16 protein-coding genes, 1 pseudogene and 1 other annotated feature are annotated in these 22,490 nt (G+C 36.4%); of the genes and pseudogenes, 15 read left to right on the top strand and 2 right to left on the bottom strand.

Features of this window, described 5'->3' with window-relative positions:
- Positions 1 to 607 precede the first annotated feature (607 nt).
- The gene (locus JOD14_RS09335) at positions 608 to 1,936 is read left to right on the top strand and encodes a C1 family peptidase (protein WP_204654562.1); all 1,329 of its coding nucleotides are present in this window, start codon (positions 608 to 610) and stop codon (positions 1,934 to 1,936) included.
- A 54-nt stretch (positions 1,937 to 1,990) separates the two neighbouring features.
- On the top strand, positions 1,991 to 2,740 hold the full coding sequence (locus JOD14_RS09330) for an acyl-[acyl-carrier-protein] thioesterase (protein WP_204654561.1): 750 nt from the start codon (positions 1,991 to 1,993) through the stop codon (positions 2,738 to 2,740).
- A 41-nt stretch (positions 2,741 to 2,781) separates the two neighbouring features.
- Here the strand turns inward: JOD14_RS09330 and JOD14_RS09325 are convergent, their stop codons facing one another.
- Positions 2,782 to 3,750, bottom strand: a complete 969-nt coding sequence (locus JOD14_RS09325) for an asparaginase (protein ID WP_204654560.1) — start codon at positions 3,748 to 3,750, stop codon at positions 2,782 to 2,784.
- Positions 3,751 to 3,949: 199 nt separating this feature from the next.
- Here JOD14_RS09325 and JOD14_RS09320 point away from each other — a divergent pair, with 199 nt between their 5' ends.
- Together JOD14_RS09320 and JOD14_RS09315 are read left to right on the top strand one after the other, a co-directional pair.
- Positions 3,950 to 4,789 carry a Cof-type HAD-IIB family hydrolase gene (locus JOD14_RS09320; RefSeq protein WP_204654559.1) on the top strand — a complete coding sequence of 280 codons (840 nt, stop codon included), beginning with the start codon at positions 3,950 to 3,952 and terminating at the stop codon, positions 4,787 to 4,789.
- A 14-nt stretch (positions 4,790 to 4,803) separates the two neighbouring features.
- Entirely contained in the window at positions 4,804 to 5,310 is a 507-nt protein-coding gene (locus JOD14_RS09315; protein WP_204654558.1) for a pyrophosphohydrolase domain-containing protein, read from the top strand.
- 46 nt (positions 5,311 to 5,356) lie between these two features.
- Here the strand turns inward: JOD14_RS09315 and JOD14_RS09310 are convergent, their stop codons facing one another.
- On the bottom strand, positions 5,357 to 6,706 hold the full coding sequence (locus JOD14_RS09310) for an aspartate kinase (RefSeq protein WP_204654557.1): 1,350 nt from the start codon (positions 6,704 to 6,706) through the stop codon (positions 5,357 to 5,359).
- A gap of 285 nt (positions 6,707 to 6,991) precedes the next feature.
- Here JOD14_RS09310 and JOD14_RS09305 point away from each other — a divergent pair, with 285 nt between their 5' ends.
- From JOD14_RS09305 to radC, 11 genes and pseudogenes are all read left to right on the top strand, one after another.
- Complete coding sequence (locus JOD14_RS09305; protein ID WP_204654556.1) at positions 6,992 to 8,713, top strand: septation ring formation regulator EzrA; 1,722 nt, start codon at positions 6,992 to 6,994, stop codon at positions 8,711 to 8,713.
- A 211-nt stretch (positions 8,714 to 8,924) separates the two neighbouring features.
- A complete protein-coding gene (locus tag JOD14_RS09300; RefSeq protein WP_204654555.1) occupies positions 8,925 to 10,067 on the top strand; it encodes a cysteine desulfurase family protein in 1,143 nt (380 codons plus the stop codon).
- An 11-nt stretch (positions 10,068 to 10,078) separates the two neighbouring features.
- Positions 10,079 to 11,278: a tRNA uracil 4-sulfurtransferase ThiI gene (gene thiI / locus JOD14_RS09295; RefSeq protein WP_204654554.1), complete on the top strand. Its 1,200-nt coding sequence runs from the start codon at positions 10,079 to 10,081 to the stop codon at positions 11,276 to 11,278.
- A 183-nt stretch (positions 11,279 to 11,461) separates the two neighbouring features.
- Positions 11,462 to 12,121: a redox-sensing transcriptional repressor Rex gene (locus tag JOD14_RS09290; protein WP_379962503.1), complete on the top strand. Its 660-nt coding sequence runs from the start codon at positions 11,462 to 11,464 to the stop codon at positions 12,119 to 12,121.
- Positions 12,122 to 12,157: 36 nt separating this feature from the next.
- Positions 12,158 to 12,371, top strand: a binding site (T-box leader).
- Positions 12,372 to 12,417: 46 nt separating this feature from the next.
- Positions 12,418 to 15,060 (top strand): valine--tRNA ligase, encoded by a 2,643-nt coding sequence (locus tag JOD14_RS09285; RefSeq protein WP_204654552.1) that lies wholly within the window; start codon positions 12,418 to 12,420, stop codon positions 15,058 to 15,060.
- Between the two features lie 392 nt (positions 15,061 to 15,452).
- Entirely contained in the window at positions 15,453 to 16,745 is a 1,293-nt protein-coding gene (locus JOD14_RS09280; RefSeq protein ID WP_204654551.1) for a hypothetical protein, read from the top strand.
- A 231-nt stretch (positions 16,746 to 16,976) separates the two neighbouring features.
- Positions 16,977 to 18,218: a coiled-coil domain-containing protein gene (locus tag JOD14_RS09275; protein WP_204654550.1), complete on the top strand. Its 1,242-nt coding sequence runs from the start codon at positions 16,977 to 16,979 to the stop codon at positions 18,216 to 18,218.
- 254 nt (positions 18,219 to 18,472) lie between these two features.
- A complete protein-coding gene (locus JOD14_RS09270) occupies positions 18,473 to 19,600 on the top strand; it encodes an RNA-guided endonuclease InsQ/TnpB family protein (RefSeq protein WP_204654549.1) in 1,128 nt (375 codons plus the stop codon).
- Between the two features lie 271 nt (positions 19,601 to 19,871).
- The gene (locus JOD14_RS09265; protein WP_204654548.1) at positions 19,872 to 21,176 is read left to right on the top strand and encodes a bifunctional folylpolyglutamate synthase/dihydrofolate synthase; all 1,305 of its coding nucleotides are present in this window, start codon (positions 19,872 to 19,874) and stop codon (positions 21,174 to 21,176) included.
- A gap of 10 nt (positions 21,177 to 21,186) precedes the next feature.
- Positions 21,187 to 21,849, top strand: coding sequence for an HAD family hydrolase (locus JOD14_RS09260; RefSeq protein ID WP_204654547.1), 663 nt, complete (start codon positions 21,187 to 21,189; stop codon positions 21,847 to 21,849).
- Between the two features lie 65 nt (positions 21,850 to 21,914).
- Positions 21,915 to 22,433, top strand: a pseudogene (gene radC / locus JOD14_RS09255) (RadC family protein); the annotation flags it as partial.
- Between the last annotated feature and the right edge of the window lie 57 nt (positions 22,434 to 22,490).

Genomic DNA, 22,490 nt, shown 5'->3' with positions numbered 1-22,490 from the left:
TTATAAGGGAAACAGATGCTTTTTTGTTATAGAAAGAAAAAGGGTGTTCTTACCAATTTCTTAGTAACAACACCAAATATTATAGACCCCTTTTTTTTAGTTAACTGGTCAATATTTGAAAAGAGAAATATTGACCAAAAAGAATCAAAATATTAACAAATTGAGATCGAGTTCTTCACAAGTTCGTTGCGATTGATTTTTTGCGTGAACTCATTAATGGCATAATTATTTTTAACGAATCAATCGTTTTAATAGGAAAATGGCTGATCTTGTAATAATGAATGATCGACAAAGTTAAAAAGAGAAAATTGCTTCCTAAAATGAGTTTAGTTGCTAGTAAATTATAAATTTGATTGATTGATCAAGTAACAATTCAAACGACAAATACTAGCGGAAAAAGCCATTTAAAAGAAAGTACTTTTAATTTTAAAAAATGTTTCATTTTATGAAAAAAAGGGGTTTAGCCATGTAGGGTAACGTGCCATACAATACAAAAAGAAATGAAAAGAAAATAGAAAAAATTATACGAATCGCAAAAAGCTCTTATTGTTTTTAAAGATTTAGAAGAGTAGAATAAGAAGCATCTAATGAAAAGGGGAATGAAAGAATGACCGAAATTACAAAAGAATTAACGAATCGATTTGCGAAAGAATTAAGTCAAGATACGAAAAAAATTGCTCTTCAACGAGCAGTGGTAAAAAACGGCATCAAAGCTTCCGCTGAAAATATGAGTGCGACGATTAATAATCATCCTGTTTTTTCAATTGATGTTGCAACTGGTCCTGTTACCAACCAAAAGCAATCTGGTCGTTGTTGGATGTTTGCTGCTTTAAATACTTTTCGTCATAAAATGCTCCAAGATTTAAAATTGAAGGATTTTGAATTGTCACAAAATTATACTTTTTTCTGGGATAAATATGAAAAAGCAAACTATTTTTATGAGAATATTTTAGCAACTGCTGACCAAGAATTAACTAGCCGAAAAGTGGCCTTTTTATTACAGACGCCACAACAAGATGGTGGCCAATGGGATATGATTGTTTCTATTTTCCAAAAGTATGGTGCAGTTCCAAAAGCGGCTATGCCCGAAAGTAGTAATTCTTCAAACTCAAGTGATGTTAATAATTATCTAAATAAAAAACTAAGAAAAGATGCGATTACTTTACGAGAATTAGTGGCTAGTGGTAAGACGAGTGCTGAAATTCAAAAGGTAAAAGAAGGTTTTTTACAAGAGATTTATAACTTTTTAGCAATTTCATTAGGCAATCCACCAACTGTTTTTGATTTTGAATACCGTGATGAAGATAAAAATTATCATATTGAGCGTAAACTAACGCCGCAAAGTTTTTATGAAAAATATATTGGTGTGAATTTAGACGATTATATTAGTATTATTAATGCACCTACACAAGATAAACCGTTTAATCGTTCTTATACTGTTGAAATGCTAGGCAATGTCGTTGGTGGTAAAGAAGTGAGATATTTAAACGTCGATATGGCAACATTTAAAAAACTAGCAATGACACAATTGGAACAAGGGGAATCGATTTGGTTTGGTTGTGATGTTGGTCAATCTTCCACGCGCGATACCGGAATTATGGCGACCGAAGCATTTGATGTCAATGATGTGTTTGATATTGATTTTGAGATGACAAAGGCTCAACGTTTGGATTACGGCGAAAGCTTAATGACGCATGCGATGGTATTAACTGGGGTAGATATCGTTGATGGTGAACCGACAAAATGGAAAGTCGAAAATAGTTGGGGTGAAAAAGTCGGCGAAAAAGGGTTCTTTGTGGCCAGTGATGCTTGGATGGACGAGTTTACCTATCAAATTGTTATTCGTAAAGATTTATTAACGAAAGAGCAAATCGCGGCATTTGAAGCAGAACCAATTGTTTTGGCACCTTGGGATCCAATGGGGGCATTGGCGTAATTCATTTTTGAGGAGTCATTTTTTGGCTCCTCTTTTTTAGGAGGGAAGTACCAAATGAGTCTTAGTTATCAGATGTCTCATGAAGTTGCTTATTATGAATGTGATGTAAATCAAACAATGACCGTATCAGCCATGGTAGCGGTGGCTATTCAAGCGTCTGAAAAACAAAGTAATGCTTTAGGGCGCGGTGTTGATTTTGTGCATCAATTCGGGCTCACTTGGATTATTACAGATTATCAACTTTTTATTGAGCGGTTACCACGTGTAGGCGAAACGATTATTTTTAAAACGCAGGCAACAAGTTATAATCGTTTCTTTTGTTATCGTAATTTTTGGCTCATTGACCAAGCTGGTAATGAAATCGTTCGAATTGAAACGGTTTTTGCTTTAATGGATCAGACGACGCGGAAGCTAAGTCGGGTAGTGGAAGAAATCATTGCGCCATATCAATGTGAAAAATCAACGAAAATCAAACGAAGTCCAGCTTTTTCTGACTTAGAATCTGTCGAAAAAGAGTATTATCCTATTCAGTTTTTTGAAATAGATGAAAACCAGCACGTCAATAATGCGGTCTACTTTAATTGGTTAATGTCACCTTTAGGATTTGATTTTTTAACTACTTATCAACCAACAAATCTACACGTCCGTTTTGAAAAAGAAGTCTTATATGGTGAAAAAGTCGCCAGTTGCTATGAAGTTGTTTTTTTAGCAGAAAAAGCTCAAACCAAACATGAGGTAATTGTGAATAACCAAGTTGTTTGTCGTGGTGAGATTACTTGGCAAAAGAAAAAAGAAGTGTTGTAACTAGCAAGTTACGATACTTCTTTTTTAACGTAATTGACGAATCAATTTTCCATAAAATGCTTTAATTTATCACCAGTTAGTTGCTTATTGTGGGCAATCAACAATTTGATCCGTGCTTTTTGACTATTAATGCTATCACAAAAAATAACACCGAGTTGATGGAGATCCTTGCCGCCACCTTCGTAACTGTAAACAGGATCAGCGACACCATTGAAGCATCTAGAAACTAAAACGACAGGAATTTGTTGAGCAAGCATTTGTTTAATTGGGGCAACGGTATCAGGTGGTAAATTTCCAGCGCCAAGGGCCTCAATAACAAGGCCATCGATTTTGGTATGGGTTAGTGCTTCAAGGAGTTCACCGTGCATGCCTGCGTAGGCCTTAACGATTGGGATAAAACCATCAATGGTTGAGATATCTAGGCGCAAAGAAGGGCGTGTCTTTTGCAAAAAGAGAATTCTCGTTTTATTAATTAAACTAATCGGACCAAGTGTCGGGGTTCGGAAAGTCGCGACATTTGTTGTGTGTGTTTTGGTAACATAGCGAGCGGAGTGGATTTCATCGTTCATTACAACGAGTACGCCTTTGTTTTTGGCTTCTGAGGTGGCTGCCACTCGAAGCGCACTGACGAAATTATATAGGCCATCACTTCCTAATTCGTTGCTTGAACGCATGGCACCCGTAATTACGATGGGCAACAAGTCACCGATTGTCGCGTCTAAGAAAAAAGCTGTTTCTTCAAGTGTATCGGTCCCATGGGTGATAACGACGCTGTAATAACCTTCGTGAAAAGCAAGTTGCACGCGCTCTTTTAATTGCAACATTTCACAAGGCGTGATATGTGGACTTGGTAAATTATAAATGCTCTCGGAATGAATGCTGACCTCTTTAGGAAGGGTGATTGAAGAGTCAAGCAAAGGGTTCGTGTTATCTGGTTGGACACCGCCTGTTTCTATGTTTTCTTTCATGGCGATTGTCCCACCTGTATGTAAAACGAGTATTTTTTTCAAATTAGAGAACCTCCTTTATTGTATTTTTTTTGAATTTATTTATTATTCGTTACTAGCGTATTTCCTAATTGTTTTCCTTGTTTATTTTAGCGTAAAAAGTGAGAAATTGACAACTTTTTAATTGTTTGTGTAGGTATTTTAGCTTGAGTTTTCCAAAAGCAATTGATATGATATTCAATATTACAAGGAGGTGGGGTCAATGATTAAAGCGATTTTTTTTGATATCGATGGTACTTTGTTATCAAGTAATGGTCGTGTCTCTAAAAGTACAAAGGAAGCCATAAAAAAAGCACAGGCAAATGGGGTGTTGTGTGGCGTTTCATCTGGCAGAGGCCCCAGCAGCTTGAAGAGAATCGTAAGAGATTTAGATTTCGATATGTTTGTGACATATAACGGTCAATATGTTTACACGAACGACCGCGTCATTTATGCTCGTTCGTTTGATCAAATGGCATTAGCAGAGATTGTATCATTTGCAAATGATAAATCAAGACAATTGGTGTTTGGAGCCCAACAACGAATTGATGGTAGTTTAACGATGCGAATTGGTGATTCGGCGATCGTACGTCGTTTGATTCGTTTTGTTCCAAGACGTTTTCCTATTCGAAGAGTAAAACTACTCCTGCAAAAATATAGTCCCAATCGACGTAAAAATCGCTATTCAAACTTAGCAATTTTAAACGAACCGATTTATCAATGTATGATGTTTGGTGCAGAATACGAGACACAAAAGTTAATCGAAGCTTTGCCGCATAGTGATCTGCAACGTTCCAATCCTTACACCGTTGACATCGTTCCAAAAGGTGGTTCAAAAGTGCGTGGCATTCAATTCTTCTTAGCGGATACTGGAATAAATCTTTCCGAGACGATGGCATTTGGTGATCACTTAAACGACATTGAGATGTTGAAAGTCGTTGGAATCGGTGTAGCCATGGGAAATGGGCAAGAAGAAACGAAAGCAAGTGCGGATTATATTACGGATAGTCATGATGCCGATGGAATTGAAAAAGCATTACGTTATTATAAAATTATTGATTAGATAGGAAAAAGCAAATGAAACCATACGAAATGGCGGAGGAATTCCATCAAATTTTTGATCCGAATATCCCCAGTGAACCGACTGCCTTTGATGCGAAGTGGGCAAGTCAACGTGCAGGATTTAAAATTGAAGAAATGATTGAATTTTTGTATGCAAGTACGAATGGGGAGAAAACGGCTTTTCAAGAAACGGTTAGCCAGATGCATCAAGCGATTGACCGAGCCTACGAGAAAATTATACAAAAAGAAAAAACAGTAGAAGATTCTTTAGTTGATGAAGTAGATGCTTTGGTTGATTTGTTGTATTTTACTTATGGCTCGTTTTCTTTAATGGGTGTGGATCCAGAACCAATGATGCAAATTGTTCACGAAGCAAATATGGGAAAGCTTTTTCCGGATGGGCGTCCTCATTATGACCCTCTGACGAATAAAGTTTTAAAACCAACCAATTGGGTGAACGATTTTGCTCCGGAAGCAAAAATTAAAGCGGAACTAGCACGTCAAAAAAAAGAAAAAAATTGATTGGGAAAGAGTTTTTGAGCTCTTTTTCCAATCAATTTTTTCTTTTTTAATCAAAAAAGGTATAATACAAGCTGCGAATCGCTTCTTGTTCACGATCTTTATGAATCCCAAACATAATGCTTACTTCAGAAGAGCCTTGATTGATCATTTCTAAGTTAATATTTTTTCGAGCTAAAGCGGCAGTACTTTCAGCCATACTTCCTACACGGTGTTTCATCCCTTCCCCTACTACGACAACTAACGAAAGATCGTGAGTAATTCGTAGCTCATCCGGATCAATTTCATAAGCAATTTTTCGTAAAAGTTCTTCTTCAAGTTCAGGGGTTAATTGGCGCGCTCGTAAAATAATCGAGAGATCGTCAATTCCAGAAGGCATGTGCTCATAGTTTAAATTAAAATCACGTAAAATTTCTAGGACGCGTAAAGTAAAGCCGACTTCTCGGTTCATTAAGTATTTGCTTAAATAAATCATCGAAAAACCCTGATCGCTAGCAATTCCTACAACGGGTTTTTCCCAATTTGTACGCTTCGTTGTGATTAAAGTACCTGGGTGATCAGGGTTGTTTGTGTTTTTAATGACAACAGGAATCTTCGCTTGGAAAGAAGGCATTAATGCTTCTTCGTGAAAAACGGAAAAACCGGCGTAAGCAAGTTCGCGCATTTCTCGATAAGTAATTTCATCAATTGTTTCTGGTTGATGGACAAAACCTGGGTGTGCAGCATAAATACCGTTAACATCAGTGAAATTCTCATAAATATCTGCTTTTATCCCAGCGGCAACGATTGCGCCAGTGACGTCAGAACCACCACGTGAGAAAGTACAAATGTCTCCTTCGGCTGTGTAACCAAAGAAGCCAGGAATCACTAAAATTTCTTCCGAATCACGCCATTGATAGATTTTGTTGTATGACTGACGAATCACTTGCGCATTTTGTGGTTCACTCGTTACAACAATTCCTAGGTCTTTTGGATTGATGTACTTCGCGGGTGTTCCTTGGGCACTTAGGATACTTGCAATTAATTTTGCATTGCAATTTTCACCAGTCGCTAATATCGCATCTAAGTAATATGGATTGTCTTCAATTTTTAAATCATTTAATTTGGTTAAGTCTTGGAGAATCTCATGTAAGACCGTGTCTTGGTTTGGATAGGCTTGGGCGATTTCTTCATAACGTTGATAGATTTTTTTGATAATCTCTTTTGTTGAGCGGTCAACTAAGAGTGCTTGGTATAATTCGATTAATAAATCGGTAACTTTTTTATCTTCAGCTGTTCGTTTCCCTGGTGCAGAAACAACGACAAATTTACGGTTGGCGTCACTTTGAACAATCTGAATCACTTTATCAATTTGGGTTGAAGATGCTAAAGAGCTTCCGCCGAATTTTATGACTTTCATTTTTAATCCCCTTCTTATCAATTTTTAATAGATTACCTTTAAATAGGAAATAATGCAAGTTTTTTCATAATAATATGGAAAAAACTGCTTATTTTTCGGAATGTTCTATTTTTTAGTCAGTTTTTTTTCAAAAAAGGTGTTTTTTTTAGGGGTTCTTAGTGATTGCAGATTTTCTTTATGTTATAATTTAAGGTAGATGTCTTTTATCTGAAAAAATAAACACTAAAAATATTTAGTTCAATATAAATACAAATGAATACTGAAATAAAATGGGGGAACACTTAAATGAGTAATCAAGTAATCATCGGGGTTGTCATTGCCATCATTGTGGTAGTCGCTGTCTTATATGGGGTCAGTTTTTTTATGCGTCGAAAAAACCAAGAAAGATTATATGTTTTAGAAAAACGCAAAGAAGACTTGTTTGACTTACCAGTAATTGAAGAAGTGGACGAAGTGAAAAAAATGCATCTCGTTGGACAAAGTCAAAACACTTTTAGAGAGTGGAGTCAAAAATGGACTGAACTTTCAACAAGTTCTTTTGCTGATTTGGAAAGTCAAATATTTGAAGTTGAAAACTTAAATGAAACTTACCGCTTTATGAAAGCAAAAGCAGCGGTTTCTGAAGCTGAAGAAATTGTTTCAAACATGGAAGCACAAGTAAAAGAAATCCGTCAAGGGCTAAAAGAATTACGTGAAAGTGAAGAACGAAATTCTCTACAAGTTCAACGGGCATTAGATGTCTATGAAGAATTAAAAAAAGCTTTACGCGAATCTGGTTCAGATTTTGGCCCAGCCTACGCTGAGTTACAAAAGCAAATTAAGAATATTGAAATCGAATTTACTCAATTTGTTACTTTAAATACATCGGGTGATCCGGTTGAAGCTCGTGAAGTACTTGAGACCGCTGAAAATCATACTTATGAACTTGAAGAAACGATGAAAAAAATCCCAGCGGTGTACGAAGAATTAAGCAAGACTTTCCCAGCTCAATTAAAAGAAATTGAAGAAGGCTATAAAAAATTACTTGCAGATAAGTTTGTATTCCCTGAAGGAAATTTTGCCAACGATATTCAACGCGTGACTCGTCGTGTCGAAAATTCAACGGCTGATTTAGCAAAAGCAGAAGTTGCGATTGTGGAAGTGGCTAACCGAGATACGGCTCAAGAAATTGATGATCTGTATTCAGTCATGGAAAGAGAAATTGAAGCGAAAAAATATGTACTAAAAAACAAACCGGTTATCGAAGAGTACATTAATCACTCGTTACGTAATAACCGTCAATTATTAATTGAAATTGATCATACGACCCAAAGTTATACTTTAAACCACAACGAACTTGGACGCGTAAGAGGCTTCCAAACAGAAATCGATGAGTTGACTCGTCGTCATGGTTTAATTCTCCCACAACTTGATAACCACGAAATTGCCTATTCTGAGGTTCAAGCATTTTATAAAGATGCTTACCAAATCTTAGATGATATTGAGAGCCAACAAGTTGAAATTGATGAGTCTTTAAGAAACCTTCGTGAAGATGAAAAAATTGCACAAGAAAAAATTGAACAGTTTGAATTCCAATTACGAAATTTAAAACGTTATGTTGAAAAAAATCGTTTACCAGGTTTAGCAGGAGAATATTTAGAGTTCTTTTTCCTAGCAACCGATCGAGTAGAAGATTTATCAAAACTATTAAATAAAATTCGAATTAATATGGAAGAAGTCAATAAGTTAGTAGCGATTTGTCAAGAAGAAATTGACTTATTGGATCGTCGCACGAAAGAATTAGTTGATGCAGCTGCTTTAACAGAACAAATGATGCAATATGCCAACCGCTATCGTCATTCTCATCCAGACGTCAAAGCAGCGATTGAGCACAGTCTTGTTTTATTTAATCAAGAATATCGTTATCAAGATGCTTTAGATGAAATTGGAACAGCTTTAGAAAGAGTTGAACCAGGTTCATTCAAACGTTTAGAAAATTTTTACTTTAATCATCGTGATTTAGTTTAAACGCTAGAACTATTTTGATTCTTTTAACTAAAAAGAGAGTCAAAATAGTTTTTTTAATGCAAAAAGAAAATTACACGTTCGTCTTTCAATCAATTTTTTTGGCGATTTCTAGCTCAGATGAAATAGCATGCAGAAAAAAGTAGAAAGCTTGAAGGAAGAACGGCAAATGAGTATAATAGAAAAGAATTTTAGAAAGGTGGGAAGAAAGAAAATGATTTATTTTGATCATAGTGCAACATCACCAATTCTTCCAGAAGTGTTACAAACGTACATGCAAACGAGCCAACGCATAATTGGCAATCCGTCGAGTTTACACGACCTAGGTAACCAAGCCAATCGCTTGCTACAACAAGCGCGTAAACAAATTGCCGATTTACTTTTTGTTAATCCAGAAGAGATTTTTTTTACAAGTGGGGGAACAGAAGGAGACAATTGGGTGTTAAAGGGAACCGCCATTGAAAAAAAAGCTTACGGGAATCATTTAATTATTTCTTCGATAGAGCATCCAGCAGTTAGCGAGACCGCGAAACAACTCGAAAAACTAGGATTTGAAGTAAGTGTTGTACCGGTGGATTCCAAAGGACAAATTCACTTAGACACACTAAAAAGTTATCTTCGAAAAGAAACGATTTTAGTTTCAATTATGGTTGTGAACAATGAGGTTGGGGCGATTCAACCGATTCAAGCAGTTAGTGAAATGTTAACGGACTACCCTAAAATTCACTTTCATGTCGATGCGGTCCAAGGATTAGGGCATGTACCAAGTGAAAATTGGCTCACCTCACGGGTTGATTTTGCCACTTTCTCTGCACATAAATTCCATGGGCCACGAGGAGTTGGCTTTATTTATTGGAAGAAAGGCCGCCGCTTAGCACCGCTTTTAAATGGTGGTGGACAAGAAAATAATGCTCGTAGTGGAACGGAGAATGTGCCAGCAATTGTTGGGATGGCTAAAGCAATGCGTTTAACTTTAGAGAAAAAACAACAAAATGAGACGCATGTGGAACAATTACGAAAGTATCTTTTTGAAGCACTCGAAAAATATGAGAAGGTCACCATTTTTTCTCAAAAAGAAAATTATGCGCCTCATATTCTTTGCTTTGGTCTAAAAGGAATTCGAGGGGAAGTCCTCGTTCATGCATTAGAAGAAAAACAAATTTATGTCTCAACGACGAGTGCCTGCTCTAGTAAAAAACAGCAAACGAGTAGCACCCTGCATGCGATGGGAATTCCCTATGAGTTAGCGACAACGGCTGTTAGAATTAGTTTAGATGCGAGTAATACACTAGCAGAAATCGAACAATTTTTAGTGGTCTTTCATCATTTATATCAGAAGTTTTCAAAAATTAACTAAGGAGAAAGTCAGTGAAATATAGTGAAATTATGGTTCGTTATGGCGAACTATCAACAAAAGGAAAAAACCGCAAACTCTTTATTACACGCTTAGCTTCAAATGTAAAAAAAAGTTTAGTTGATTTTCCACATGTCAAAGTGAAAGCAGAAAGAGACCGAATGCATTTATTATTAAATGGAGAAGATAGTGACAAGATTATTCCATTGTTACAAAAAATCTTTGGCATTCAAAATTTTTCTCCAAGTATTCGAGTTGAAAAAGATATCGAAGTGATTAAGGCCAAAGCCCAAGAAATGATGCGTGAAATTTATACAGGAAAAGAAACTTTCAAAATTACAGCGAAACGTAGTGATCATGACTTTGTACAAACGAGCGATGAGTTGAATCAGACGTTAGGCAATGCTATTTTTGATATTTTTCCTAATATAAAAGCGCAAATGAAGCAACCGGATATTAATTTACGACTTGAAATTCGAATGGGTGGTGCTTATTTATCTTATGAGACGATTCAAGGAGCAGGTGGGTTGCCAGTTGGAACGGCAGGCAAGGGCATGTTGATGCTATCGGGCGGAATCGATTCCCCTGTGGCCGGCTATTTTTCGATGAAACGTGGTGTTGAAATTGAAGCCGTTCATTTTGCTAGTCCGCCTTATACGAGCGAACAAGCTTTGCAAAAAGCCAAAGATTTAACAAAGAAATTAACTCCTTATGTTGGAAGCATTCAATTTATTGAAGTGCCGTTTACTGAAATTCAAGAAGAAATCAAAAATCATGTGCCACAAGGTTATTGGATGACGATTACGCGTCGGATGATGTTACGTTTGACGGATCAAATCCGTGAAATTCGCAAAGGGTTAATTATTATCAATGGCGAATCTTTAGGTCAAGTTGCCTCTCAAACGCTTCAAAGTATGGTAGCAATTAATGAAGTTAGCTGTACGCCGATTATTCGCCCAGTAGCCACAATGGATAAATTAGAAATTATTGAAGTCGCTCAAAAAATTGATACCTTTGAATTAGCGATTCAGCCATTTGAGGATTGCTGTACGATATTTGCTCCTCCACAACCCAAGACACGTCCGAAGCTCGAAAAAGTTCATTTATATGAAGCAAGGTTAGATATTGAAGGGATGATTGAACGAGCATTAAGCGGATTAATGTTTACCGAAGTCACTGCAGGACAAGAAGAAGACTTTTCAGATTTTTTATAATTGGATTGTAACTTATCACACAATGAGTAGCATAGAAAATAACAAAAGATTGATTTAATCATTTTTATTAGGATTAAATCAATCTTTTTATTTGTGAAAAATACACTATTTGCACTTGCAAGCCACTAATTTAAGTGATACAATCTATGTGAATGAATTAACAAAGAGGTGGACTGTGTGGAAATCAATGAATTGAAAAAGTTGCCACGAGCAACAGCGAAACGATTACCACTGTATCTTCGAAATTTAAAAGTGTTAGAAGCTAACGGTGTGACAAGAATTAAATCAAAGGAATTTGCCGAGGTGACGCAAGTACCATCTGCCACCATTCGGCGCGACTTTTCTTATTTAGGAGAGCTTGGAAGAAGTGGGTACGGTTATGAAGTGCCATTTTTAATTGAAGTTTTTAGTGAATTACTTGAAACAGATGAAGAAAAACGAATCGCACTTGTTGGAATGGGCAATTTAGGAAAAGCACTCTTGAAAAATAATTTTCGCCGGAATGCAAACTTAAAAATTAATTGTGTGTTTGATAATAATCCTGAGTTAATCGGGACGGTCTTTGATGGTTTTATGATTTACGGAATGGACCAATTTGAAAAAGTCTGCCAAGAAAATAATGTGAATGTTGCGATTACAACCGTGCCAAGTCATAGTTCTCAAATGGCCGTCAATACGATTGTTGATGCGGGGATTACAGCCATTTTAAATTTTGCCCCTGATCGCGTTATCGTGCCACCTTATGTAAGTATCCGTTATATTGACCTAACGACAGAATTGTTAACGTTAATCTTTTTTGATAATCAACACCAACAACTTATCCCAAATTATGTTAAGAATTAGACACCTTGACTTTAAAAATGCTTCATTGTAGAATAAACCAAGACAATGAACAAGAGGAGTAGCGAAATCTTAGTTAAGTAGAGAGAAAATCAAATGCTGAAAGATTTTCAACGAAGATGAGTGAAGGTAGCTTGGGAGTCTTTGATTTGAAATGAAAGTAAAATCAAACGTGTCGTGACCGTTAAATCACGCTTTAAGAGGTAGCGTAAGGCTACAATTTAGGTGGTACCGCGTAATTTACGTCCTAAGATGATTCGTCATCCTAGGACTTTTTTTATTTTTAAGGAGGAAATTAAATGGTAAAAAAAGAACTATCAACAAAATACCAGCCAAGTGAAGTGGAAGCTGGTCGTTATGAAGAATGGCTAAAAAAAGATTTGTTTAAACCAAGTGGCGATAAAAAAGCAAAACCGTATTCCATTGTAATCCCGCCACCAAACGTTACTGGAAAATTACACCTAGGCCACGCGTGGGATACCACTTTACAAGACATGATTATACGCCAAAAAAGAATGCAAGGCTATGATACATTATGGTTACCAGGAATGGATCACGCAGGGATTGCTACCCAAGCAAAAGTTGAAGAAAAACTACGTGAACAAGGAATTTCTCGTTATGATTTAGGTCGCGAGAAATTTATTGAAGAAGTTTGGAGTTGGAAGGAAGAATATGCGAGTCATATTCGTGAACAATGGGCTAAATTAGGTTTGTCATTAGACTATAGCCGTGAAAGATTTACTTTGGATGAAGGATTATCCGAGGCCGTTCGTAAAGTATTTGTAACGATGTATGAAAAAGAATTAATTTATCGTGGCGAATATATCATTAACTGGGATCCACAAGCGCGAACAGCTTTATCAGATATCGAAGTCATTCATAAAGAAATTGAAGGGGCTTTTTACCATATGGCGTATCCATTAGCTGATGGTAGTGGATCGGTTGAAATAGCAACGACACGACCAGAAACAATGCTTGGTGATACGGCGATTGCTGTGCACCCTGAAGATCCACGTTATCAAGCATACATTGGCAAAACGGTTATTTTACCACTTGTTAATAAGGAAATCCCAATCATTGCAGATGAATACGTAGAGATGGAGTTTGGAACTGGGGTAGTAAAAATAACACCGGCTCATGATCCAAATGACTTTGAAGTAGGGAATCGTCATCACTTACCACGTGTCAATGTGATGGACGAAAATGGCGCGATGAATGAATTAGCTGGGGCTTATGCTGGGCTGGATCGTTTTGAGGCACGCAAACAAATCGTAGCTGATTTAGAAAAAAATGGGCATTTAATTAAAATTGAAAAAATGGTTCATAGTGTGGGGCATTCTGAAAGAACCGGGGTTGTAGTAGAACCGCGTTTATCAACTCAATGGTTTGTAAAAATGGCGCCATTAGCGAAGGAATCAATTGAAAATCAAGCAACAGAAAATGCAGTGAATTTTTACCCACCTCGCTTTAATCAAACGTTTTTGCGTTGGATGGAAAATGTTCATGACTGGGTAATTTCTCGTCAATTATGGTGGGGGCATCAAATCCCAGCTTGGTATCATAAAGAAACAGGCGAAGTTTATGTAGGGATGCAAGAACCACTTGACTCTGAAAATTGGCAACAAGACCCCGATGTACTCGATACTTGGTTTAGTTCGGCATTGTGGCCGTTTTCGACGATGGGCTGGCCAGATGAAGACAACGAAGACTTCAAACGTTATTTCCCTAATAATACATTAGTGACGGGTTACGATATTATTGCTTTTTGGGTCAGTCGCATGATTTTCCAAAGTTTAGAATTTACGAACGAGCGCCCGTTTGAAAACGTCTTAATTCATGGCCTTATTCGTGATGAAGAAGGCCGCAAGATGAGTAAGTCGTTGGGCAACGGAATTGATCCAATGGAAGTAATCGATCAATACGGTGCCGATGCTTTACGTTGGTTCTTATCAAATGGTTCCGCACCAGGGCAAGACGTCCGTTTTAGTTATGAAAAAATGGATGCTGCTTGGAACTTTATCAATAAAATTTGGAATGCCTCTCGTTTTGTATTAATGAACGTCGAAGGTTTAACTTTAGAAGATTTAAGCTTAACAGGGAAAAAATCAGTTGCTGATCGCTGGATTTTAACCCGTCTAAATGAAACAATTGAAGCCGTAACACACTTATTTGATCGTTTTGAATTTGGCGAAGCGGGCCGTCAATTGTATAACTTTATCTGGGATGATTTTTGTGATTGGTACATTGAGATGAGTAAAGAAACCCTTTATGGGGATCAGGCTGAAGCCAAACGCATGAATCAAAGCGTCTTAGTCCATGTGTTGGATCAAAGTTTGCGTCTCTTACATCCAATTATGCCATTTGTGACAGAAGAAATTTGGAATAGCATGCCACATGAAGGTGATTCATTAGTCGTTGCGGCTTACCCAGTTGCACAAAAAGAATTCATTGATGAAAATGCTGCAAGCGGTATGGAAACATTGAAAGAGCTCATTCGAGCGGTTCGTAATAGTCGTGCTGAAGTAAATACCCCTTTATCTAAACCGATTACGTTACTGATTCAAACCCATGATACTGAAATTGATGCCTTTTTAGTTGAAAATAAAAACTACATTGAGCGTTTTTGTAACCCAGAAGAACTGGTTATTTCAAGTGACTTAGAAGCACCAGAATTAGCGATGTCTGCTATTTTAACAGGCGCAACAATCTACTTACCATTAGCAGACTTAATTAATATTGAAGAAGAAATTGCTCGTTTAGAAAAAGAATTAGATAAATGGACAAAAGAAGTCAAACGCGTCCAAGGCAAACTAAGCAACGAACGTTTTGTTGCCAATGCACCAGCAGACGTAGTCGTTCAAGAACGTGAAAAAGAAGCCGATTATTTAGAAAAACAAAAAGCAGTGGTTGATCGAATTGACCAATTAAAAAAAATTAAATAAAGTACCAAAAAAACCAATTAAGAGTAGTTAGACCTCTTAATTGGTTTTTTTTGTTTAAAAAGACTTTAGATAAACCGGAGGGAGAAATTAAATCAGTTATTTAGAATTATTCTAATTAATTTCAAAATAATACATAGATATAAATGTCTTTATATAATTATTGTTCTCAAACTTGATTTTAATCAAAAAATCATTTGGAAATTTATTTCGTTATTTTTTTAACAAATTTAAAATTAAGCCTTAAATTTATTTATTATCATCCGATATTAAATATTAGATACTAATAATAATGATTCTAAAATAAAACGTTGTTATTATTATCTGAAATTATTGCTAGTCACTTATATGTTAACAATCAGAAAGGACTCTCATTTATTTGAGAGAAAATAAGAATGAAAAAATTAGCGAAAAAAAGTATAATCAAATTTTCAATTGTAGCAGCGGTTGTAGTTGGATCAAGTATTAGTGTGTATACGTATGCAGAATCAATGAAGGAGTCGAATCTTAAAGAAGAAATTGTCACAGAACAAAAGCTAATTGAAAAATCGATTTCTCAATTATATACAAAAGACAATCAATTAGCCTTCACAGCAGAAGAATCATCCGATAAAATTGATCAATTGTTAAAACAGTTAGATCAATTAATGAAGAAGTCAAATAGTTTGGGTAAAAAGAATCTTGAAGAAGTGAATGCGAGTAGCCAGTCAATTTTAAAGAAATTAAAAAATAATGATCAAGCTTTTGAATTAATGTTCGCTCTAAATGATTTGTTTGAAGCAGAAGTATTTGGTGATGAAGGGTTTAATCAAGAAGTGAAAGTGAAAGCCGAAGTTACTATTGAAAAAGTTGATGAATTGAATCAACAAATTCAAGCGTTAAATCAAAGCGAGGCTATCAAAATTCAATTCCAAGAAGCGACCAATTCGGCAAAAAAACAAATTGAAGCAAAAAAAGCGGTGGATACATGGTATGAAGAAAACAAAGAAACAGTCACAGAAGAAAATTATAAAACTCTTGAAGAACTCGTTTCAAAAGTAGGGCCAGAAACAGCGAAAGAAGAGTATAAAGAAACCTTAGTCACTTATAAAACGAATTTAGAAGAAAAGGTAGCAAAAGAAAAAGCGGAAAAAGAAAAAGCAGCAAAAGAAAAAGCGACACAAGAAAAAACAACACAAACATCTAGTACGCAAAGTGGTTCAACGAATATCAAAGTAAGTGAAACGCCAGCTTCTTCTAGTTCTTCTCAAGCAACAACTGGAGGAACGACCCAAGCGACGCCGGCACCAGCTCCTGCACCAGCGCCAGCTCCGGATCCAACACCGGCGCCAGCTCCAGCTCCTAGAACAGATGGCTTTAATTTTAAAGGCTACCATTTTGATTTAAGTTCATTTTCAGGCGTTGGCTCAGTGCCACAATGGACGCCGTATGTCTACCAATGGACAGATGATCCGTCTCATTACTTATTCGAAAAAGCAAGTAGCGCAGGTGGGGCAGTTTGGAATATTGGCGTGGGGGACACCGTTGTAATAAGTGGACAAACCTATACTGTTTTTAATGTCATGAGAAATGTTCCAAATAACGACAGCGCATATGGCGTTTTGAAATCACAAGGTGCAACAGTGACTTGGCAAACTTGTGAATCAGCAAGTGCAAATTCAGATCTAGCCATTTGGTTTGCTTATTAGAATAAAAAATAATCAATAAATACCCTATAGGAAATTAGCGGCTAGTCAAACTAGTCACTGATTTCCTAAGGGTATTTATTTTTTTGTGATGAATCGATTAAAAACAAAAGGGTTGGATTTAATGATGGAGTGATTATTTTCACATTCTATTTTTCTGAAAATTTCATGGCTATTTAAAAATAGAAGCGTATAAAAAAGGAGTAAAGAAAAATCAAGAAGGAGCTCTTTATTATGATGAAAAGAATTGTTAAATATGTCATTTTGTTATCGATTGTCTTAGGGTCTAGTTTGAGCTTGCTTATCCATGCGGAATCGACCGATGTAATGAGTCTTAAAGAACAAATCGTTACCGAGCAAAAGGAAATTGAATCATCCATTGCACAATTATATGAAGGATCAAACCAGCCTACTTTTTCGCTTAAGAATACTTCTTTAAAAGTTAAACAATTACTAGAAGATTTAGACAAAGTGATTGCAAAAACGGAAAAGCTAAACAAACTTGATCAAGAAGCGTATTTACCTATTAACGAAGAAAACCAAAAAATGTTAGATAAGTTAGAAGATAACCAAGAATTACTTCAAGTAACCTTAGCTTTAGAAAATCTTTTTAAAGAGAATGTTTTTGAAGAAAATAAGTTTAATGAAAAAATTGAATTGAAATCAGATGTTACGAAAAAAACCTTAGAAAATTTGAAAGTGGCAGTCCAAGAATTAAATCAGCCAAATCAAGTAAAAGAACAATGTATACAAGTGATTGATTCCGCAGAAGAACAACTTCAATTAAAAGAACAATTAAAACAGTGGTATCAAGAAAATAGTGAAATCATAACAAATGAAAACTATCAAAAATTTCAAGAGTTAGTTGACCAAATCGTTCCTGGAACTACAAAAAAAGAATATGAACAAAAACTAGCCGATTATAAAGAAAAATTAAATTATCAAGCAACCAATGAAGTAAACGAAACTGACAATCGTTCACAACAAAAGACCAATCCAAAAAAACAAAAAGAAGAAATAAAAGTCGTATCAAAATTAGAATCAAATTTTTCCGATACAACTGAAACAACGCAAGAAACAACACAATCAAGTGATCAAACCATTCAAGAGCCAGTAGCGATTCCTGAAGAACGGACTGATGGCTTTAATTTTAAAGGCTATCATTTTGATTTAAGTTCTTTTTCTGGTACTGGGTCTGTACCAACGTGGACACCGTATGTTTATCAATGGACAGAAGACCCAACGCATTATTTATTCGAACGGGCAAGTAGTGCAGGAACAGCAGTTTGGGAAATTAATATTGGGGACCAAGTTGTGATTAATGGTCAAACGTATACAGTCTTTAACATTATGCGCAATGTTCCAAATAATGATCAAGCTTATGGCGTATTAAAATCTCAAGGTGCTGCAGTGACTTGGCAAACATGTGAAGAATCAAATTCGAACTCCTCTTTAGCCATTTGGTTTGCTAACTAGTGCTTAATTTCTATTAATTGAATGAATAAAAAGTCACACTCTTTTGTGGCTTTTTATTCATTTTTTAGGTATTTCATCTAAACCCGACAAGGATACGCCCACTTCAATCGTGTGCAGGGCGAAGCCCAACGATAAGTGGGTGAGGAATGGTCGTCAGCTACGAACATAGCTGAAATGCCTTTTTCTAACATAAAGTATTTAATTTCACTAGGATATATATAGTATAATAACATTAGTGAAAGGTGGTGAGGTGAATGTCTACCGTTACGGCAAAAATACAAGTTTACGTTTCGAGTCTCCAAGCGAAAAATCTAAAGGCCACAACGGACGCTTACCGTGAGGCGTGCAATTGGCTGTCGAAACATGTTTTTGAGACAAAAGACCTGAATCAAGCAAGTTTAAACAAGCGCTATTACGCTGATTTGAGACGTCTGTTTGAGCTGAAAAGCCAGATGGCACAATCGGTAATGAAAACCGTTATCGCGCGTTATAAATCAGCGCAATCGAACGGACATCACTGGTCTTTCATTGTGTTTAAGCTTCCTGAATACGACCTCGTTTGGAATCGAGATTATTCTCTGACGCAAAATCAATTTAGCGTAAACACGTTAGCGGGTCGCCTTAAATTGAATTACGAACGTACCGCCATGAAAAAATACTTTAATGGGACGTGGAAATTCGGCACGGCAAAATTAGTGTACAAATATCAAAAATGGTTTTTGCACATACCGATGACAAAAGAGTTTCCAGAACTGAACGACACCGATGTCAAGAATGTTGTTGGTATTGATTTAGGTATTAATTTTCTAGCGACGACGTATGACAGTCAGGGAAAGACCACGTTCTACAATGGTAACGTGGTTAAACATAAACGCGGGCAATTTAAAGCCGTTCGTAAACAATTGCAATTGCGTCAAACGCCTTCTGCTCGTAAAAAATTAAAACAAATCGGTTCAAGAGAAAACCGTTATGTTGCTGATGTGAACCATCAGATTACAAAGGCACTCGTTGATAAATACCCGAAAGGGACGCTGTTTGTTTTAGAAGATTTAACGGGTGTTCGTTCGGCGATTGAAAAAGTACGCGTGAAAAACCGCTATGTTTCTGTCTCCTGGGCGTTCTACCAATTCCGTCAATGTTTGGAATATAAAGCAAAACTGAACGGACAAAAGGTAATTGCGGTCGATCCTAGATACACGTCTCAAACGTGTCCGAAATGTGGACATATTGAAAAAGCAAATCGCAATAAAAAACAACACCTGTTTAAGTGTAAGAACTGCCAGTACGAATCAAATGATGACCGTATTGCAGCCATGAACTTACACCGCAAAGGAATTGAACATATCGGTGTTGTTACCACAAGAGTATCACTCTTGTGGTAGGGGCGAAGTCAACCGTCCTTATATTCCACCATACGAAGGTAGGAGGTCTAAACAACCGTTCGCACTACTGGGTAGGAATAAGTGTAATGGTTATCTGTAAGGGCAGAAACCCTGTCGAATTTAGACAGACACAAGCCCCCACTTCAAACGGTTACGTTAAGTGGTGGGTCGTTGACTAGGTGCCAGCTTTTTTAAAGATATTTTACTTCCCAAAAGAGAAGGGCTAATAAAAGTTCAAAGAGTTTGCTATAATGAAAAAGAGGTGAAAAAGATGAAATTATCAATAGAAGAAGCGATTGCGTGGATTCATAGTCGGCTGCCATTTGGTATTCGACCAGGATTAGATCGAGTGGAAGCATTATTGGACTTAGTTGATCATCCTGAAAATAAAATTGAAATGATTCACGTAGCAGGAACAAATGGAAAAGGTTCGACCGTTAGTTATTTAAAAAACATGTTAGAATCAGCTGGTTTAACGGTAGGAACCTATACTTCCCCTTACATTGAAGTATTTAATGAACGCATTGCAATTAATGGGATTTTTATTGCGGATGAAGAACTAATTGCTTTAGTTGAAAAATATCAACCACTTGTCGAATCATTAGATGCACAAACAAAAACAAGTGGTATTACAGAATTTGAATTATTGACTGTTTTGGCTTTTGATTATTTCTTACAAAATAAAGTCGATGTGGCAATTATTGAAGTTGGTCTAGGTGGTTTATTAGATTCGACAAATGTCATTACGCCTATTTTAAGTGCGATTACAACCATCGGCTTAGATCACACCGATATTTTAGGTGCAACCATTGAAGAAATTGCTGTTCAAAAAGCAGGAATTATTAAACCAGGTATCCCAGTTGTTACTGGCAATCTTAGTTTGCAAGCGCAACAAGTTATCGATGGGGTCGCCCAAAAAGTACAAGCAAAAGTGTACCGTTTAAATAAAGATTACCAAGTGTTTTATCAACATCCTGATCCAAATTGGGGAGAAGTCTTTGATTTTTATAACGAACAAGGGAAAATCAAGCATTTAAAAACACCGCTATTAGGCGCGCATCAAGTTGAAAATGCAGGATTAGCAATTGAGCTTTTTTTCAAGTATTGCCAATTAAAAGGGATCATTGTTCAGCAACAGTGGATTAAAACGGGTCTAGCTCAAACAACTTGGCCTGCAAGAATGGAGAAAATAAGTACGGAACCACTAATCATTTTAGATGGTGCGCACAATGATCATGCGATGAAACGCTTAGTTGACAACATGAAACGAGAATTTGCTAATCGTAAAATTTATGTTTTATTTTCAGCATTAGAAACGAAAGATATTTCAAGCATGTTAAAGGATTTGACTGAGATTCCTCAAAGTCAAATTTTAATCACGACTTTTGATAACCCTAAGGCAATTCGCTTAGCGGCTGACTACCAAGCCATTGCACCAAATAAAATTTCAGTTGCCTCTTCTTGGCAATTTGGTTTAGCGGATTTATTAGAAAAAATGACCGAGGACGATCTGCTTTTAATCACAGGCTCGTTATACTTTGTTTCTGAGATTCGTCAATTCTTATTAAGTATTTAAGGAGAAAAAAATGAAAAAATACCAGGGTGTAATTTTCGATTTAGATGGCTTATTGTTTGATACGGAGCGATTGTATTACGAAGCGACGCAAGCAATTGCTGATGAGATGCAAATTCCGTATGATGAAAGCATTTATCATCGGTATATTGGCATTAGCGATGAAGAGCTTTGGGCGCACTACCATCAGATGTATGACTCAACGTTTGGAAAAGAATTTGTTAATGCATTTATCAACAATGCTTTTCATCGTTCTGTGGAACTTTTTGAATCTGGCCAAGCGCAACTGAAAGAAGGTGTCCCCGAGTTACTCGCTTATTTGAATGAAAAAAAGATCAAAAAGGTGATTGCCTCAAGTAATCAAAGACGTCTAATTGACATTTTACTTGAAAAGAATCAACTTGTTCATGAATTTGAAAGAGTTTTTTCGGTTGAAGATGTGAAACGTGCGAAACCTGATCCAGAACTTTTTGAAAAGGCGGCCGATTTTTTAGCAATTGAAAAAAACCAATTATTAATCTTAGAAGATTCGAAAAATGGGGTGTTAGCAGCTCATCGTGCTAAGATTGATGTCGTAATGATCCCTGACTTAATTGCCCCTTCTGTTGAATTAAAAGAAAAAACGATTCAAGTTTTTCCTAGTTTGTTAAATCTTCTATCCTTTATACAGAGTTAAATTCTCTCTTTGCGTATCTTAAATTAAGAATATGCAAAGGAGGTTTTTTTTTGAGTGAAAAATTAATGCTTTCAATTCCTAAAAGCTCGTTACCTCGTGAACGTTTACTTGAATACGGCGAACAGGCCTTATCAAATCAAGAGCTATTAGCTATTTTGTTGCGAACTGGAAGTAAACCGTATAATGTGATGGAGTTATCGGGGTTAGTATTAGCTGCTTTTCCTAGTTTATATGAATTAAAATCGGCTAGTTTAAAAGAGCTCCAGACAATCCGAGGAGTGGGGCAAATTAAAGCAATCGAGTTAAAGGCAATGATGGAGTTAGGTAGTCGCATTCATCAAGCGCTTCAACCAAAGTACGGAAAAGTCCGGACGAGCATGGATTTAGCTTTTCAATTAATGGAAGAGTTGAAAGACTACCAACAAGAACACTTGATTTGCCTTTACTTAAATACTAAAAATGAAATTATCCATCGTCAAACTTTATTCATTGGGTCCCTTAATCAATCAATTGCTCATCCTCGTGAAATCTTTCGCGAAGCAGTTCGTCACAGTGCCGCACGTATCATTTGCGTCCATAATCACCGTGCGACACGTTCGTAACTGAAAAGGTTACGCACACGATCTGAAGGTCAAAAGACT

Source organism: Enterococcus lemanii (assembly GCF_016909125.1).
Taxonomy (GTDB): domain Bacteria; phylum Bacillota; class Bacilli; order Lactobacillales; family Enterococcaceae; genus Enterococcus_I; species Enterococcus_I lemanii.
The sequence above is the reverse complement of the archived record's forward strand: the minus strand, read 5'-3'. Positions and strand labels throughout refer to the sequence as shown.